This is a genomic window from Herbaspirillum sp. alder98 (genome assembly GCF_020179755.1).
Taxonomy (GTDB): Bacteria; Pseudomonadota; Gammaproteobacteria; order Burkholderiales; family Burkholderiaceae_D; genus Herbaspirillum.
In genome coordinates this window covers 339451-355840 of the sequence record NZ_JAIUCY010000004.1, presented here as the reverse complement: position 1 = coordinate 355840, position 16390 = coordinate 339451, and the positions used below count along the sequence as shown (strand labels likewise).

Here is a 16390-nt window from a genome sequence, read left to right as displayed (position 1 = left end):
AATGATCCGGACTGCGGCCAATCACTACATATTGGACGGAGCGATCATCTCGGCGTAGTCGTACAGCGCGCCGAGCACTTCCTGCGCCTGTTCGTCGTCGGTGGTTTCCTGCAACTGGTCGATCTGCTCGAACAACTGGGCGATGGTGCGCGCACCGCCTGCGCCATCGAACAGGCGAGCCGCGCGATGGGCTTCCCAGTCTGCGCTTTCCTGGGCGCTGAGGGTGTCGGGGAAGTTGCGGGCGCGATAGCGGAACAGGATCTGCGTCAGTCGTGCGTCGTCGAACGATACGCTGGCCGTGGCCAGCGCCTGCGGCGTCATGGCGCGCAATTGCGTCAATTGACGCCGGTCGTTGTTGCCCACGAAACCACCATACAGATCTTCGTCGACATCCGGCGCAGCCTCTTGCTCGCGCTGGTAGACCTGTTGCCAAAGGGGGCTCAGGTCGGGCAGGGCAGCGGCGATTTCGGCGTGTCGCAGGGCGTTGTCGATGTCGATGCCCAGTTCTGCGGCGCGCGCTGGGGCTAGGGTCTTGAGGTTACCCACCACCATGGGCGACTTGTTCAAGTGGATGCTCTTGAGCGCCAGGCGCGTCATGCCCTCCGGCATCGCGTCACTGCGGGTGAAGAGCCGTTGGCGCGCGGTGGCCGCGTCCAGTCCGGCCAATTCGCTGGGGTCCACGCTGAGGTCCCAGGCCAGCAGTTCGTTCTTGTTGGTCGGGTGGATGCCCAGCGGCCACATCAATGCCAGGCAGCCGCGCACTGCCGGGAACATGCCCGAGACGTGCAGGAACGGGCGCGGGGCCGGCAAGCCGATCTCGGTTGCGACCCGGTCTTTCTTGTGCAGGGCCAGGGCGAAGTCGAACAGGCGCGGGTTGTGCTGGCGCAGCAGCCGGGCCAGCGCGATGGTGGCGCGTACGTCGGACAGCGCGTCGTGCGCGGCTTCGTGCACCAGGCCATTGGCGCGGGTGAGGTGTTCGAGCTTGAAACTGACGCTGCCGTCGTCCTTGGTGGGCCAGGTGATGCCTTCCGGGCGCAGTGCGTAGCACAGGCGCACGACATCGAGCAGGTCCCAGCGGCCGCAGCCGTTCTGCCATTCGCGCGCGTAGGGATCGATCAGGTTGCGCCAGAACATGAAGCGGGTGACTTCGTCATCGAAGCGGATCGTGTTGTAACCCACGCCGATAGTGCCGGGTTCAGCCATGGCCTGTTCGATGCGCTCGGCAAACTGGTGTTCGGGCAGGCCTTGCTCCAGGCACTGCTGGGGCGTGATGTGGGTGATCAGGCAGGACTGCGGATCGGGCAGGTAATCGGGTGCCGGCTGGCAGTAGATCATGATCGGCTCGCCGATCTCGTTGAGCTCGGCGTCGGTACGGATCGCGGCGAACTGCGCCGGACGGTCGCGGCGCGGCACGATGCCGAAGGTTTCGTAGTCGTGCCAGAGGAAGGTTTGGTTGGACATCGCAGCGGGACCGGCAGGCGGTCTGTCAAAAAAGGATCAGGAGGACCGCGCGATTATAGAGCCTGATGGCCGCTTTACTGCAATGGCAGGGTATCGCGCTTGAGCAACTTGGTCAGCACCGCCTGCAGGTTGCCGCTGCGCATGGGCGCCGCGCCCTTGGCGTACTCGATGTTGTCGATCACCCAGCCGCGCGCGTCGCGGGTCAGCAATACCTGGTCGGTCCACTTGGCGGGCGCCTTGAGCTTGGCGTCGCTGTAGATCAATTCGACGGCGCACTTGCCGTCACGTTCGCCGATCTCGCACTGCACGATGCGAAAGGTCGACGCGCCGGCCGGGTTGCCGGTGAAGATGTCGCCCTCCACCAGCGGCGGCAGCGGGTCTTCGGCAGCCTGGGTGGCCTGGGCGGTGCGTGCCTCTTCGGCCACCGAAGTGTCCTTGAGCAGGTCGAACAGCGTCACCGACATGAAATGGCGGAAGGTGATCAACTCATTGAGCGTGAGCGCGCCGATCGGCCGCACCTGCTGATGCATCTTGTAGAAACTGGTGACCACGTCGCGGGCCTTGTTTTCATCGCCGCCGGCACAACCGGCCAGCAACATCGCGACACAGATCATGAACGACCCGGCGATGCGCTTGACGACCTGCTTTTCCATTCGCTGCACAATCGGCTCCATTACTTCATTGATATTCGAGGCCCCAGTTTGCCACGTGTTGCCGTGCGGCAATCATAGGTGACGAATAGACAACCGTTCTTTTCGGCAATGATACGTCCTCGATGTCGTCGTAAAGCCGTGGAACACATCGTTAAAAGCCGGCTAATTCCGTCGGTCACGCCCTGTACGGGCGCGCGACCGGTCTAATCGACCTGCCCGATGGCGTCGCTGAGGGTGTCGCTCAGGTATTCGCGGTGGGACGACTGGTCGAGGCCGATGAACTCGATATCGTCGATACGCCATTGTCGCTCTTCCTGCACCAGCAGGACCTTGTCGCTCCAGGCTTCGTCGCTGCCTTCCTTGCGGTAGCGAAACTGCACCTGGCACGATGCCCGTTGCTGGTCGGTTTCGCATGACTCCACCGAAAAGCCGGTTGCGCCCTCGTAGAGCGAGGTCATCAGGTCGCCCTCGACCAGCGGCGGCGCCTGGTTGCCGGCCAGCCCGTGATAGCGGCTCTCGGCCGCTTCGGCCCGGGTCAGCAGCGTATGCAGGGCGCGACTGACCAGCGGCTGGAGTTGCTGCAATTCTTCGGGCGAGGGCAGGCCGGGCGCATTGGCCTTGAGATGAATGCGATAGAAGTTGTCGACGACGTCAGCCTGGCGCTGCTCGTCACCCGAGAAATTATGGCAGCCGCCCAGCAGCAGTGCGGCGACCATGGCACAGAGCGCGCCGGCGCGACGTTGCGGCGTGGTTGACGGCCAGCGGCACGGGCTGGTGGAGGCGGGGGGAAACGGATTGTTCACGGAAGTTCCTGGCGTGCGGCATGCCGCGTTTCTTGATCTTTTCTGGCGCCGCCCAGAGGCGATTGCGCCGCCTGTTAGTCAGGCCGGTGGCGCAATCGTTCCAGCCAGGCTCAGGCCGATTCGCTCAGCAGCGAGAAATGCTCGACCTGGGGCGGGCTGGCGAAAAAGGGGCCAACGATGCCGCGCCATTCGGCGAAGGCCGGCGACTCGCGAAAATCGACGGTGTGGTTTTCGAGCGTGGCCCATTGCACCATCAGGAGGTAGCGTTCGGGCGATTCGATGCCCTTCTGCACCTTGTGGCCCAGATAGCCGCGCGACTTGGCGATGGTCTGCGCCACGCCGCGTTGGATGGCTTCGTCGAATTCGGCCTGCTTGCCGGGTTGGATGCGGATGTCCGCCAGTTCCAGAATCATAGTGTCTCCATGGTCGAGTGCGCCAAAGATGCCTGTCGCGCGACAGTGGCGACCGGCAGTGGCGTGCCGGCGATTATTACATTTTCGTCGTCGCCGGAAGCGCAACAATATTGCGCCGGCCGGTGAAATCGCTTCACGCAGAAGTGTTGTCGGCCGGGCCGGTGCGGGTGCTGCCGGCGGCCCGTGCGGCGCGCAGTTTCTGCTCCATGTCTTCCAGGCCGATCTCGATGGCGCCGGTGCTGATGGTGATTTCCCAGAGCGACACCAGCAACGACAGCACCAGCAGGAACAGGCTGATGCCAAAGCAGATCTCGGCGGCGCGGCCCTGTTCGACGAAGATCAGGAACATCGAGATGGCGCAGATGATGAAGCTCGATACCCCCAGCGCCTGCATGTGGCGGGTCAGCACGATGCGCTTGCGCAGGTTCAGTATCTGGCGCAGCACCAGGTCGCGACCGTCGTCCTTGTGCTGGGTCTGCAGGTTGCGGATCAGTTGCGCCAGCACCAGGAAGCGATTGGTATAGGCCAGCAATAACAGGGAAGTGGCGGGAAACAATAAGGCGGGGGTGGTGAGGTTCATCATCGGATTATGCTTTGGCGAAGGTCTGGGCCGGGATTTTATTATTTCCTGTGGCGCAAGAAACATGCCCATGGCGTGTCGGGATCGCGTTCTCGCGCACATTCGAGTCGACTCGCCTTTTTGGGGCATGGCCTGCACCAGCGCGTGATTCTTGCACCGTTGGCTGGCGCCGGCACGGTGCTGGCGATTATTTTATGAGGCGGCAGCCCCTGGCCAATTGTTATTTGATCCCGCCATCAATACACTACCCGACGATCCAATAAACCATAACGAAAGGATATCCATGTCGGGTTCTTATTTCCCTAAATGGCGACTGCGTTCGAGCGCCGATGATGGCCAGGGCGCGGTGATTGCCGCCGATGAACGCCTGCCCGCGCCACAGACGCTGGCCATGGGCGTGCAGCACGTGGTGGCCATGTTCGGCTCGACCGTGCTGGCGCCGTTGCTGATGGGTTTCGACCCGAACGTGGCGATCCTGATGTCGGGCGTGGGAACCCTGCTGTTCTTCCTGCTGGTGGGCGGCCGCGTGCCGAGCTACCTGGGGTCGAGCTTTTCCTTCATCGGCCTGGTGATTGCCGTGACCGGCTATGCCGGCCAGGGGGCCAATGCCAACCTGGGCGTGGCGTTGGGCGGCATCATCGCCTGCGGCGCCGTGTATCTGTTGATCGGCCTGCTGGTGGGCGTGGTCGGTACCCGCTGGATCGAGAACCTGATGCCGCCGGTGGTCACCGGCGCGGTGGTGGCGGTGATCGGCCTGAACCTGGCACCGATCGCCGTCAAGGGTGTTTCGGCCAACACGTTCGATGCCTGGATGGCGCTGGTGACGGTGCTCTGCGTCGGGCTGGTGGCGGTGTTTACACGTGGCATGCTGCAGCGGCTGCTGATCCTGGTCGGCCTGCTGCTGGCCTATGTGATCTATGCGGTCCTGACCAATGGCGCCGGCTGGGGCAAGCCGATCGATTTCTCGGCCGTGGCCGCGGCTGCCTGGTTCGGCGTGCCGCATTTCTCCACGCCCGTGTTCCAGGGCAGCGCGATGGCCTTGCTGGCGCCGGTGGCGATCATCCTGGTGGCGGAAAACCTCGGTCATATCAAGGCCGTGTCGGCCATGACCGGCCAGAACCTGGACCGCTATATCGGTCGTGCGTTTGTCGGCGATGGCCTGGCGACCATGGTCTCTGGCAGCGTCGGCGGCACCGGCGTCACCACCTATGCCGAGAATATCGGCGTCATGGCGGTGACCAAGATCTACTCGACGCTGGTGTTCGTGGTGGCGGCGGTGATTGCGATCCTGCTGGGCTTCTCGCCCAAGTTCGGCGCGCTCATCCTGACCATTCCGGGCGCGGTGCTGGGCGGTGTATCAATCGTGGTGTTCGGCTTGATCACGGTGTCGGGGGCGCGTATCTGGGTCGAGAACAAGGTCGACTTTTCCAATAACACCAACCTGATCGTGGCCGCCGTGACCCTGGTACTGGGTGCCGGCGATTTCACCTTGAAGCTGGGCGGCTTCGCGCTGGGCGGCATCGGCACCGCCACCTTCGGTGCGATCATCCTGCACGCGCTGCTCAAGCGCCGCAGCTGATTCCGGGCGTGGGGTACTGCCGTGCCCCACGCAGCAGGAGCACAGTTTGACAACAATAAATTTCCGTTGAGCAATTCTGTGTTGCTGACTATACTTTGCGGCGTTGCAGCGACCGGCTAACCAGCCCTGGCGCGGCGGTCGTCCAGGGAGGGCGTCGCTGATGCGGTCCTGCGTTCTTAATCAAGGGGAACCCGCAGCATGAATACCACCACCCGCCTGTTGGCACTGATGTGCGTTGCCGCCCCGTTGCTGGCGGCATGCGACATCAATGCCGGCAAGAAGGATTACGCTTACTTCCGCCAGAACCTGGACCAGGCCAAGTCGGTGTCGGACCAGTGCTCGCTCAACGGCACTTCCGGCATGAACAAGTCGCAGATTTCAGAATGCGACGCCGCGCGCGAAGCGTATTCCAACCGCAAGCTGGGGTATTGACCGTTTTATTTAGGGCCGTCGTTCCAGCGTAGCGACAGCTTGCTCGGCTGGCTGCCCAGCGTCACCTGCCGGCTCTGGGTCTGGCCGTTATAGAGTGCGCTCACCTGATATTTGCCGGGCGGCAACTTGACATTGGTCATGGGGCCGGCGGCGGGTAACGAAAACACGCTGGCACCAGCACCGTTGCTGATCTCCAGCTTGACGTCGCTGATGTACTCGCCGCTGGCGCCTTGCGAAAATAACAATTGAAGATTGTAGTCGCTGGCGGTGGCCTTGATCGAGGCCTGCTCGCCGGCACCGATGCCGCCATTCATGTAAGGCGGCGCCGATTGGGCCAGGACGCCGCTGGCGGCCGTCGCCAGGCACAGCGACAGCAGGGTTTGGCGTAGGCGCAGATTGCTTTTCATGGTGGGTCTCCATCGCTGTTGATCTGATGAATGGGCCACGGCCGGGCTGAAAAGTTCGCATTGCCGCCAGGCATGTGGCGCGTCATGGCTCTGTCACAAATTTGTCAAAGTCGGCCGGTAGAATGCGTCCGACCTTCCAAGCACCTCTTCCCCCTCATGCACAACCCGCCGGAAACACCGCAAGCCCTGCACCTGCTCTACGAGCCGGCCGGATTCATCTGCGCATTCCGTTTTGAAGTGGGCCGCGCGCGGCAGATGAAGTGGAACGAGGTGATCGACTATCGGCCCCAGCCCGAAGCCTTTACCTGGCTGCATGTGAAGACCGCCGACGTCAAGATCCAGCAATGGATGGTGCATCACAGCGGCGTGCCGGAGCACATCAACGAATTCTTGCTGAGCAGCGACACCCATCCCGGTCTGCACATGAGCGCCGAGAGCGTCTACGGCACGCTGACCGATATCAAGATGGAGATCGGCGACACCGGCACCGAGAAAGGCGCGCTGCACTTCTACCTGGACAGCCAGCGGCTGCTGACCTTTCGCACGCAACCGTTGTGCTCCACCAACCTGCTGCGCCAGAAGGTGCTCGACGGCGCCAGTTTCCAGAACAGCATGGACCTGTTCGCCGAGTTGTTGCGGTGTTTGGCCGATGGCTTCAACGAGCGGCTGGACAGCCTTAACGACAAGGTCGATGACATCGAGTTTTCGGTTTTGTCGGATCGTCGTCCGGAAGACCGCAGCGAGCTATCGAGCATTCGCCGTCAACTGGCCGAACTGCGTCGTTTCATCGCGCCCGAGCGTCGCATCCTGAACCAGTTCAATCGCCTGCGCCCGGCCTGGGTGCCGTCGACCGCGATGGATGACCTGACCCATGCGCTGGACGAACTCAACGAATTGCATACCACCGTCGAAGCGCTGTACGAACGCGCCAAGCTGCTGCAGGAAGAGATCGCCTCGCAGATGTCGGAGCAGATGAACCGCAACCTGATGGCCTTGTCGATCCTGACTGCACTGTTGATGCCGGCCACGCTGGTGTCGGGGATCTTCGGGATGAACGTGGCAGGCCTGCCGGGCCTGCACGATGAAGTCTCGTTCTGGGTGGTGATGGGGGTGATGGGCGCACTCGGGCTGGCGACGGTGGCCTTCCTCAAGTGGCTGAAGATCTGGTAACCGGGCGAACCCGACGACGGTCAGTCGCGCTCGGCCAGCGCGGCTTCGCTTTCGCGGATGAGACGATCGATATCGATGTTGTCGACCGCTTCGATGCGCAGCGTCACCGGGCGCCATAGCGAATACAGCCACAATCCGATGGTGCACAGGGTGCCCAGGAACAGCGTGATGAAACCCGACAGGAACAGGCCGATGAAGGGCGATGCGATCAGCCCGTCATAGCCGATCAGGTGCTTGCCGTCCCAGGTGATGGTGTGCGCGCCAAACAGCGACAACACGCCCATCAAGGTCGAAAACGGCACCAGCGAGAACGTGGTGCCGATAGCCAGCAGCTTGTAGATGGTGCCCATCGACATGCGCTGTATCTTGAGCTGTTCGAACATGATTCCCCTTAGCCTGCTACCGCGCGGTCGTCGCCGGCGCAGGTCTCGCATGAAGCGGGCAGCGCATCCCCTGAACTGCGCGCCGCCCGTGGTGTCGCCGGATGCTTACTTGCCCCAGCTGTCCTTGAGTGTCACCGCACGGTTGAAGACCGGCTGGCCATCGGTGGAATCGACGCGATCGGCGACGAAGTAGCCATGCCGTTCGAACTGATAGATATCGCCTGGCTGGGCGCTCTTGAGCGTCGGTTCCAGATAGGCGGTGATGACTTCCTTCGAATTCGGATTGAGCGCGGTGAGGAAATCCTTGCCGCCGGCATCCGGATGCGGATCGGTGAAGAGGCGATCGTACAGCCGCACTTCGGTAGCCAGTGCGTGCTCGGCGCTGACCCAGTGCAGGTTGCCCTTGACCTTGTAGGTGGAGCTGCCTTCGGTGCCGCTCTTGCTGTCTTCGAAGTAAGTGCAATGCACCGCGATGACGTTGCCGTCCTGGTCCTTGTCGCAGCCGGTGCATTCGACCACGTAGCCATAACGCAGGCGTACCTTGTTGCCGGGGAACAGGCGGAAATAACCCTTGGGCGGGACTTCCATGAAGTCTTCGCGCTCGATCCACAACTCGCGGGTGATCGGGAAATGACGATGTTCCTGGTCATGCAGCGGATGCGACGGCGGATACACCGGCGCGCTGCAGTCGATGCTCTGGCCGGCCGGGAAGTTGTCGATGATCAATTTCAGCGGACGCAATACGGCCACCGCACGGCGCGCCTTGGGATCGAGGTCCTCGCGCAGTGCACCTTCGAGCACACCATAGTCGATCCAGCTGTTGTGCTTGGAAGCGCCGGTGCGGTCGCACATCAGGCGAATCGCTTCCGGCGTGTAGCCGCGACGGCGCAGGCCGACGATGGTTGGCATGCGCGGGTCGTCCCAGCCTTCGACGATCTTCTCGTCCACCAGCTGCTTGAGCTTGCGCTTGCTGGTGATGATGTAGGTCAGGTTCAGGCGCGCGAATTCGTACTGGCGCGGCAGCGGCTTGGCGAACATGCCCTCGGCGGACAGGCGTTCCAGCACCCAGTCGTAGAGCGGGCGCTGGTCTTCGAATTCGAGGGTGCAGATCGAGTGCGAGATATTCTCGAGCGCATCTTCGACCGGGTGGGCGTAGGCGTACATCGGATAGACGCACCACTTGCTGCCGGTGTTGTGGTGCACGGCATGGCGGATACGGTAGATGGCCGGGTCGCGCAGGTTCATGTTCGGGCTGGCCATGTCGATGCGGGCGCGCAGGATCAGCGAGCCGTCCGGGTGCTTGCCGTCGCGCATCTCTTCGAACAGGCGCAGCGACTCATCGGCGGGACGATCGCGCCATGGCGAATTGCGGCCGGGTTCGGTCAGGGTGCCGCGGCTTTCGCGCATCTGTTCGGCATTCTGCTCGTCGACATAGGCATGGCCCGAGCGGATCAGCGCCTGGGCGCCGGCGTACATGAAGTCGAAGTAATTGCTGGCGTAGTACAGGTGCTGTCCGCCTTCGTGTTCCCACGAAAAGCCCAGCCACTGGACCGCGTCGAGGATGGTGTCGACGTATTCCTGCTCTTCCTTTTCGGGATTGGTGTCGTCGAAACGCATGTGGCAGCGGCCCGCGTAGTCGCGTGCCAGGCCAAAGTTGAGACAGATCGACTTGGCGTGACCGATGTGCAGGTAACCGTTGGGTTCGGGCGGGAAGCGCGTGATTACCTGGGGCAGCGGGGCGCCATCGTGGGTGCTGCGGTCGGCATAGGTGCCGGAGACCAGATCGGCCTCGATGATGCCGCGCAGGAAATTGGTGGGCGGCACCGGCGCGTGGCCGTTCTTCAGTTCATTGCTCATGGTTGAATCGGGAGGATGCTGGTTTATTCAGATGGCAGGCATTCTACCGCAGCGAGCCCGCTTGCACCGGGCCAGGCGGCGTCGGGGCAGAGATTTTTTCGGTGCGCCAGCCACATCGGTTCGATGCTCTTGTTACAGATGATACGGCCCTGTATTACCTGTAGTGCCACGCCACGGGCAATCTGCCCTTGTCCGGACCGGGTTCGGCCCGGACACTAACAGAGAGGGCATCATGAAAAGACTAATCAAACTGGTGGTTGCCGCAGCCGTGGCCGCGGCCACATTGTCGGCTTGCGTGGTGGTTCCGGTCGGGCCGCCGCATCCGCATTACGCCCGTCCGTACTACGGACCGGGCTATTACTACGGCCGTTGATGCCACGTTGATGCCAATCGACCCATCAGTTGGCCGGCGTGCGGCGACCGGCCGGGTTGCGATGCACCGATTTCAGTGACTTGAGCGGAATCGCAATCTGCGCCATGGTGCCGGCCGGGACGTTGTGGGTAATGATCAGCTCGGCCAGCGGCCCGTACAGGGTCGATACCCGTTCGCGAATATGTTCCAGCCCGAAATGCTGGCCGATCTTGGGCTCCTTGCGGCCTACCACGCCCAGCCCAGCGCGCGGCGCAGGCTGGTTGAGGGCGGCGCCGCTGGCCAGGCCGACGCCGGTGTCGAATACGCTCAATACGAGAAGGTCCTGGTGCAGGGCGGCGCGCACGGTGCAGTTGCCGCCGTCGGCCTTGGGCTCAAGTCCGTGCTTGATGGCATTTTCGACCAGTGGCTGCAGCAGCATGGGCGCCAGCCGCAGGCGGCCCAGGTGTTCCGGCAACTGCAGCGTGTAGGACAGGCGCAGGCCCATGCGCAGCGACATCAGGCCGAGATAGGCGCCGATCAGGTCGAATTCCTTTTTGAGGGTGGTGCTGTCATTGCGCGATGTCGCCAGCGTGGTGCGCATGAACAGGTTCAACTGGTTCAACATGTGCTGCGCCCGCAGCGGTTCGGCGCCGATCAGCGTCTGCAGCGTGGACAGCGTATCGAACAGCAGGTGCGGCTCGATCTGCGCCTGCAGCATCTGCAATTGCGCCTGCACCGCATGTTTTTCGACTTCGCTGGCATTGGCCAGGGCGGAGGCAGCGTTATCCCGGTTCCAGAAGAAGATGGCCGCGCCCACGCTGACCAGCGAGATCAGCACCAGCACCCCGGTGACGCCATCGCTGCCGGCCAGCGGCCACCAGACGATGGGTTGTTCCAGGATACGGGCCGACAGCGCCCGGCCCAGCAGCAGCGACGCCGGCGCCAGCACCGCCAGCAAGGCCAGGAAACCGATCCAGGCGGGCTTGTCGTCGCCCCAGATGGCCACCCGGAAGCCGTTGATCAACACCATCGTCAGCAGGCCGATGCACATGGCCAGCATCAGGTTTTCGTAGAAACCGGGGCCGATGTGCATCAGGGTGGTGACCGCCAGCGCGCATAACAGGTTGACCGCCACCGTGGGCAGCAGCGCGAACAGCAATTCACGCAACAACAGGATCAGGCGCGGAGGGATGGAAGTGTCTAGTCGGTTCATTGAATGATGCGGGCTGCAGGTCCTGATCTGTCGGGCGTGAAATAGTACCCCGATTCCCTGCGCGCGAGGAGCTTGTCGCCCGGCGCGATCTACACTAAGGTAAGCCCCCGAGGGGGCGCGCCTTGCCCTGACGACTTCAAACGGAGAACAACATGTGGCCTTATCCACGGGCGCTGGCCCATCGCGGTGGCGGCACCCTGGCGCCCGAAAATACCCTGGCCGGCTTTCGCGCCGGCTTGCAGTACGGCTATCGCGCCGCCGAATTCGATGTGATGCTGACCCGCGACGAAGTGCCGATCCTGATGCACGATCCCCAGCGCGGACGTACCCTGCCCGGCAGCGGCGCCATCGCCGAGACCGACTGGGCGCAACTGCGCGAGCTCGATGCCGGCGCCTGGCATGGCCCCGGGTTTGCCGGGGAGCGCATCTGCACGCTGCAGCAGGCGCTGGATTTCTGTACTGCCAACGGCATCTGGATGAACGTCGAGATCAAGCCCGGCGCGCCGGCCCAGGCGCGGCGCACGGGCGAGCTCACCGCGCTGGCCGTGGCGCGGCACGTGGCGACGACGATCAAAGAACCCGATCGCGCGGCGCAACTGCCGGTGCTCTCATCGTTCTCGTTCGAGGCGCTGCTGGCGGCCAGGGACGCGGCACCAGAACTGCCGCGTGGTTTCCTGGTGGACGTGATTCCTGCCGACTGGGAGTCGCGGCTGGCGCAATTGGGCGCGGTGGCGCTGCATACCAATCACAAGCACCTGAGCCAGGCGCAGGCGCAAGCGGTCAAGGCGGCCGGCTTCGGATTGTTTTGTTATACCGTCAATGATCCCGGGCGGGCGGTCGAGATCGCCGGCTGGGGCGTCGATGGCTTTTGCACCGATCGCATCGATCTTGTTAGTGCCGCCGACTGGGCGCGCGGATAAGTCGAATTACGTGTCAACGCCCCGGCGCGAGCTGGCGTTAAGGAAGCACAAGGTCGGGGATTTGCCAAGGGGGGGCGCCGACAGACTTGTGAAGCACATAACATGTACCGTATTAGTTAGTGAGGAAAATGATGAAGATCAACAAACTGCTGGCCGCCGTGCTCGTCGCCGCTTTCGCCCTGCCGGTCATGGCTCAGCCTGCCCCGGCGCCTGGTGCACCTGCCGCTGCCTCCAAGCCAGCTGCCAAGCACAAGCACGTCAAGAAGCATAAAAAGCACAAGAAGCACGCTCACCGCAAGGCCAAGCCGGCACTGCCCATCAACAAGGGCGCCTGATTGCGCTGACCCGGTCGCTTGCCCGCAAGGGCGAATGATGCAGGCGTCTGAACGCACGGCCGTGCCAAGGCCCGCAACCCGTCCGGAGCGATCCCGACGGGTTTTTTCTTGCCTGCAAGCGGGGCGTCAAGGCGCTTGGGGGCGGGCTTGCGATCCCATATGGCTTCGCGCGCGGATCACGTATAATCGCTGATTCGCAATCACTTTTGCACCGTCTTTTACCAGCCTTCGAACATGAACTCAGCCGAAATTCGCGATAAGTTTCTGAAATTCTTTGAATCCAAAGGACACACCATCGTCCGGTCATCCAGCCTGGTCCCGGGTAACGACCCGACCCTGCTGTTTACCAATTCCGGGATGGTTCAGTTCAAGGATGTGTTCCTCGGAACCGACAAGCGCAACTATGTGCGCGCCACCTCGGTGCAGCGCTGCCTGCGCGCCGGCGGCAAGCACAACGACCTGGAGAACGTCGGCTACACGGCGCGTCACCATACTTTCTTCGAAATGCTGGGCAACTGGTCCTTCGGCGACTACTTCAAGCGCGATTCGCTGAAGTGGGCCTGGGAACTGCTGACCAATGTCTATGGCCTGCCGGCCGACAAGCTGTGGGCCACGGTCTACCAGACCGACGACGAGGCCTATGACATCTGGACCAAGGAAATCGGCTTGCCGCCGGAGCGCGTGGTGCGCATCGGCGACAACAAGGGCGCGCCTTATGCCTCCGACAACTTCTGGCAGATGGCCGAAACCGGCCCGTGCGGCCCCTGTTCCGAGATCTTCTTCGATCACGGCCCTGACGTCTTCGGCGGTCCTCCGGGCAGCCCCGACCAGGACGGCGACCGCTACATCGAGATCTGGAACAACGTGTTCATGCAGTTTGATCGCCAGCTCGACGCCAAGACCGGCGAATACACGCTCACGCCACTGCCGGCGCCTTGCGTCGATACCGGTATGGGCCTGGAGCGCCTGGCTGCGATCCTGCAACACGTGCACAGCAATTATGAAATCGACCTGTTCCAGCACCTGATCAAGGCCGCCGCGCGCGAAACCAACACCGCTGACCTGGGCAATGCCTCGCTGCGCGTGATCGCCGACCATATCCGCGCGACTTCCTTCCTGATCGTCGATGGCGTCATCCCGGGCAACGAAGGTCGCGGTTACGTCCTGCGTCGCATCATCCGCCGCGCGCTGCGTCATGGTCACAAGCTGGGTCAGACCAAGCCTTTCTTCTACAAGCTGGTGGCCGACCTGGTGACCCAGATGGGCGCGGCCTATCCCGAGTTGCCGGAAGCCGCAGCGCGGGTCGAGATGGTCTTGAAGCAGGAAGAAGAACGTTTCGGCGAGACCCTTGAACACGGCATGAAGATTCTCGAAGCGGCGCTGGCAGGCAACACCGGCAAGCTCGACGGCGAGACCGCCTTCACCCTCTATGACACCTACGGCTTCCCGCTCGACCTGACGGCCGACATCTGCCGCGAGCGCAATGTCGAACTGGACGAGGCTGGCTTCGACGCCGCCATGGAACGCCAGAAGACCACCGCGCGTGCCGGCGGCAAGTTCAAGATGGCCGCCGCCATTTCTTATACCGGCGACAAGACCCGTTTCGTCGGCTACGAGTCGCTGGCGCAGGCGGCCAAGGTCGTGGCGCTGTACGTGGGCGGTAGCCCGGTGCAGAAGATCGATGCCGGCCAGGATGCCATCGTGGTGCTCGACACCACGCCGTTCTATGCCGAATCGGGTGGCCAGAGCGGGGACGCCGGCGTGCTCGAAGCCGCCGGTGGCCTGTTTGCGGTCTCCGATACCCTCAAGATCCAGGCCGATGTGCCGGGTCATCACGGCCAGTTGATCAATGGCAGCCTGGCGGTGGGCGATGCCGTGCAGGCCAAGGTCGATGCCGACCAGCGCGGCCGCACCGTGCGCAACCACTCGGCGACTCACCTGATGCACAAGGCCTTGCGCGAAGTGCTGGGCTCGCACGTGTCGCAGAAGGGGTCGCTGGTCGATGCCGACAAGACCCGTTTCGACTTCAGTCACAATGCGCCGCTGAGCGCCGACGAGATCCGTCGGGTCGAAGAGATCGTCAACCGTGAAATCCTGGCCAACGTCGCCACCGGCGCCAAGTTGATGGGCTATGACGATGCCATCGCCGCGGGCGCCATGGCGCTGTTCGGCGAGAAGTACGGCGACGAGGTACGCGTGCTGTCGATCGGCACCTCGACCGAATTGTGCGGCGGTACGCACGTCACGCGCACCGGCGACATCGGTCTGTTCAAGATCGTCTCCGAAGGTGGCGTTGCCGCCGGTATTCGCCGGGTCGAGGCAGTGACCGGCGAAGGCGCGCTGGCGCTGGTGCAGTCGCTGTCGAACCGGGTGGCCGAAGCGGCCGCCGCGCTCAAGGTCCAGCCCGAAGAGCTGACCCAGCGCATCGGCCAGGTGCAGGACCAGGTCAAGGCGCTCGAGAAGGAGCTGGCCGGACTGAAGTCCAAGCTGGCCTCCAGCCAGGGTGACGAGCTGGTCAACCAGGCGCTCGATATCAAGGGCGTCAAGGTGTTGGCGGCAACCCTGGAAGGCGCCGACGTGGCGACCCTGCGCGAGACCATGGACAAGTTGAAGGACAAGCTCAAGAGCGCCGCCATCGTGCTGGCGGCGGTCAACGATGGCAAGGTCAGCCTGATCGCCGGCGTCACCGCTGACGCTACCGGCCGCGTCAAGGCCGGCGAACTGGTCAATTTCGTGGCGCAGCAGGTCGGCGGCAAGGGGGGCGGTCGTCCCGACATGGCCCAGGCGGGCGGTACCGATCCGTCGGGCTTGCCGGGTGCGTTGCAAGGTGTGGCCGAGTGGGTCGGCGCCAAGCTGTGATTTGAACGGGTCCCGATGAGCGACTTCAAATTCTGTCCGGTGTGCGCTGCCTCGCTGGTGCTGCGCACCGACGAGGACGAAGGCGGCAAGGTCCGCCTGGCTTGCCCTGACGGGCACTGGACCCATTGGGATAACCCGTTGCCGGTGCTGGCCGCCCTGGTCGAGATCGACGGCAAGTTGCTGACGGCCCGCAATGCGGCCTGGGCCGAGGGGCGCTTCGCGTTGATCACCGGCTTCATGGAGCGCGGCGAGACGCCTGAAGAGGGCATCGCCCGCGAGATCAAGGAAGAAACCGATCTCGACGCGCAGCAGATCAGCCTCATCGGGGTCTATGAATTCATTCGCAAGAATGAGTTGATCATCGCTTACCACGTGCGGGCGACCGGCGTCATCCGGCTGTCACCCGAGTTGCTGGAGTATCGCCTGAGCGATCCGGCCGACATGCGACCCTGGCCGGCCGGGACCGGTCATGCCGTCGCCGACTGGATGCGCGCCCGCGACTTGCCGGTGCAATATGTCGAATTCGCCGGCTCCAGCACGCCGTTGGCAGAGTTGCCGGCGGCCTTGAACAGCTTTCCCAGGATCGCTCCCTGAACCGTTCCGAGTTGCTGATGCACAAGCTTAGTGCGTCGAAAACAACAATTCTTGTGCAATGCATCAACTCGGCGCATCTTTGCAGTAAAATCGATTTCGTTGTATTCCATTTAGAGTCGCAGTATGACCATTGAATTTCACCGGGAATTGGATGCGCGCGGGTTGAACTGTCCGTTGCCGATCCTCAAGACCAAGAAGGCGCTGGCCGACATGAGCAGCGGGCAGGTATTGAGGGTAACGGCCACCGATACGGGTTCCGTGCGCGATTTCCAGGCGTTCGCCAAGCAGACTGGCAATGACCTGCTGTCGCAATGCAAGAACGATGACCAGGAGTTCATCTTCTTCATGAAGCGCAAATAAGCTGTCGCCAAAACGAAAA

Annotated in this window: 18 protein-coding genes; 9 read left to right on the top strand and 9 right to left on the bottom strand. The window is 62.9% G+C overall.

Annotated elements, in window-relative coordinates:
* Nucleotides 1–24 precede the first annotated feature (24 nt).
* The 5 genes from sbcB to LBW87_RS12040 all read right to left on the bottom strand — a co-directional run bounded on the left by sbcB (nucleotide 25) and on the right by LBW87_RS12040 (nucleotide 3913).
* The gene (gene sbcB, locus LBW87_RS12060) at nucleotides 25–1461 is read right to left on the bottom strand and encodes an exodeoxyribonuclease I (RefSeq protein WP_225201710.1); all 1437 of its coding nucleotides are present in this window, start codon (nucleotides 1459–1461) and stop codon (nucleotides 25–27) included.
* Between the two features lie 74 nt (nucleotides 1462–1535).
* Nucleotides 1536–2114, bottom strand: a complete 579-nt coding sequence (locus LBW87_RS12055) for a hypothetical protein (RefSeq protein ID WP_225201709.1) — start codon at nucleotides 2112–2114, stop codon at nucleotides 1536–1538.
* A 203-nt stretch (nucleotides 2115–2317) separates the two neighbouring features.
* Entirely contained in the window at nucleotides 2318–2917 is a 600-nt protein-coding gene (locus LBW87_RS12050) for a DUF3828 domain-containing protein (protein WP_225201708.1), read from the bottom strand.
* 110 nt (nucleotides 2918–3027) lie between these two features.
* Entirely contained in the window at nucleotides 3028–3330 is a 303-nt protein-coding gene (locus LBW87_RS12045) for an antibiotic biosynthesis monooxygenase family protein (RefSeq protein WP_225201707.1), read from the bottom strand.
* Nucleotides 3331–3463: 133 nt separating this feature from the next.
* Nucleotides 3464–3913 (bottom strand): DUF2721 domain-containing protein, encoded by a 450-nt coding sequence (locus tag LBW87_RS12040; protein WP_225201706.1) that lies wholly within the window; start codon nucleotides 3911–3913, stop codon nucleotides 3464–3466.
* A 280-nt stretch (nucleotides 3914–4193) separates the two neighbouring features.
* On the opposite strand from LBW87_RS12040, the gene LBW87_RS12035 reads away from it, so the two are divergent.
* Both LBW87_RS12035 and LBW87_RS12030 read left to right on the top strand, forming a co-directional pair.
* Nucleotides 4194–5489, top strand: coding sequence for a solute carrier family 23 protein (locus LBW87_RS12035; RefSeq protein WP_225201705.1), 1296 nt, complete (start codon nucleotides 4194–4196; stop codon nucleotides 5487–5489).
* Nucleotides 5490–5687: 198 nt separating this feature from the next.
* Nucleotides 5688–5921, top strand: a complete 234-nt coding sequence (locus tag LBW87_RS12030; protein WP_225201704.1) for a hypothetical protein — start codon at nucleotides 5688–5690, stop codon at nucleotides 5919–5921.
* A gap of 5 nt (nucleotides 5922–5926) precedes the next feature.
* Here the strand turns inward: LBW87_RS12030 and LBW87_RS12025 are convergent, their stop codons facing one another.
* Nucleotides 5927–6328 carry a hypothetical protein gene (locus LBW87_RS12025; protein WP_225201703.1) on the bottom strand — a complete coding sequence of 134 codons (402 nt, stop codon included), beginning with the start codon at nucleotides 6326–6328 and terminating at the stop codon, nucleotides 5927–5929.
* 156 nt (nucleotides 6329–6484) lie between these two features.
* Here LBW87_RS12025 and LBW87_RS12020 point away from each other — a divergent pair, with 156 nt between their 5' ends.
* Entirely contained in the window at nucleotides 6485–7498 is a 1014-nt protein-coding gene (locus tag LBW87_RS12020) for a transporter (protein WP_225201702.1), read from the top strand.
* 20 nt (nucleotides 7499–7518) lie between these two features.
* On the opposite strand, the gene LBW87_RS12015 is transcribed toward LBW87_RS12020, so the two are convergent.
* Together LBW87_RS12015 and LBW87_RS12010 are read right to left on the bottom strand one after the other, a co-directional pair.
* Nucleotides 7519–7881, bottom strand: coding sequence for a hypothetical protein (locus tag LBW87_RS12015; protein WP_008111327.1), 363 nt, complete (start codon nucleotides 7879–7881; stop codon nucleotides 7519–7521).
* A gap of 105 nt (nucleotides 7882–7986) precedes the next feature.
* Nucleotides 7987–9738 carry a glutamine--tRNA ligase/YqeY domain fusion protein gene (locus tag LBW87_RS12010; protein ID WP_225201701.1) on the bottom strand — a complete coding sequence of 584 codons (1752 nt, stop codon included), beginning with the start codon at nucleotides 9736–9738 and terminating at the stop codon, nucleotides 7987–7989.
* 232 nt (nucleotides 9739–9970) lie between these two features.
* Between LBW87_RS12010 and LBW87_RS12005 the strand changes: the two genes are divergently transcribed.
* Nucleotides 9971–10111: a hypothetical protein gene (locus tag LBW87_RS12005; protein WP_225201700.1), complete on the top strand. Its 141-nt coding sequence runs from the start codon at nucleotides 9971–9973 to the stop codon at nucleotides 10109–10111.
* 25 nt (nucleotides 10112–10136) lie between these two features.
* Here the strand turns inward: LBW87_RS12005 and LBW87_RS12000 are convergent, their stop codons facing one another.
* On the bottom strand, nucleotides 10137–11303 hold the full coding sequence (locus tag LBW87_RS12000; protein ID WP_225201699.1) for a sensor histidine kinase: 1167 nt from the start codon (nucleotides 11301–11303) through the stop codon (nucleotides 10137–10139).
* A gap of 152 nt (nucleotides 11304–11455) precedes the next feature.
* On the opposite strand from LBW87_RS12000, the gene ugpQ reads away from it, so the two are divergent.
* The 5 genes from ugpQ to LBW87_RS11975 all read left to right on the top strand — a co-directional run bounded on the left by ugpQ (nucleotide 11456) and on the right by LBW87_RS11975 (nucleotide 16371).
* On the top strand, nucleotides 11456–12223 hold the full coding sequence (gene ugpQ / locus LBW87_RS11995) for a glycerophosphodiester phosphodiesterase (RefSeq protein ID WP_225201698.1): 768 nt from the start codon (nucleotides 11456–11458) through the stop codon (nucleotides 12221–12223).
* 131 nt (nucleotides 12224–12354) lie between these two features.
* On the top strand, nucleotides 12355–12558 hold the full coding sequence (locus LBW87_RS11990) for a hypothetical protein (protein WP_225201697.1): 204 nt from the start codon (nucleotides 12355–12357) through the stop codon (nucleotides 12556–12558).
* A 234-nt stretch (nucleotides 12559–12792) separates the two neighbouring features.
* Complete coding sequence (gene alaS, locus LBW87_RS11985; protein ID WP_225201696.1) at nucleotides 12793–15417, top strand: alanine--tRNA ligase; 2625 nt, start codon at nucleotides 12793–12795, stop codon at nucleotides 15415–15417.
* Between the two features lie 15 nt (nucleotides 15418–15432).
* Nucleotides 15433–16011, top strand: a complete 579-nt coding sequence (locus LBW87_RS11980; RefSeq protein ID WP_225201695.1) for an NUDIX domain-containing protein — start codon at nucleotides 15433–15435, stop codon at nucleotides 16009–16011.
* Between the two features lie 123 nt (nucleotides 16012–16134).
* Entirely contained in the window at nucleotides 16135–16371 is a 237-nt protein-coding gene (locus LBW87_RS11975) for a sulfurtransferase TusA family protein (protein WP_225201694.1), read from the top strand.
* Nucleotides 16372–16390 lie beyond the last annotated feature (19 nt).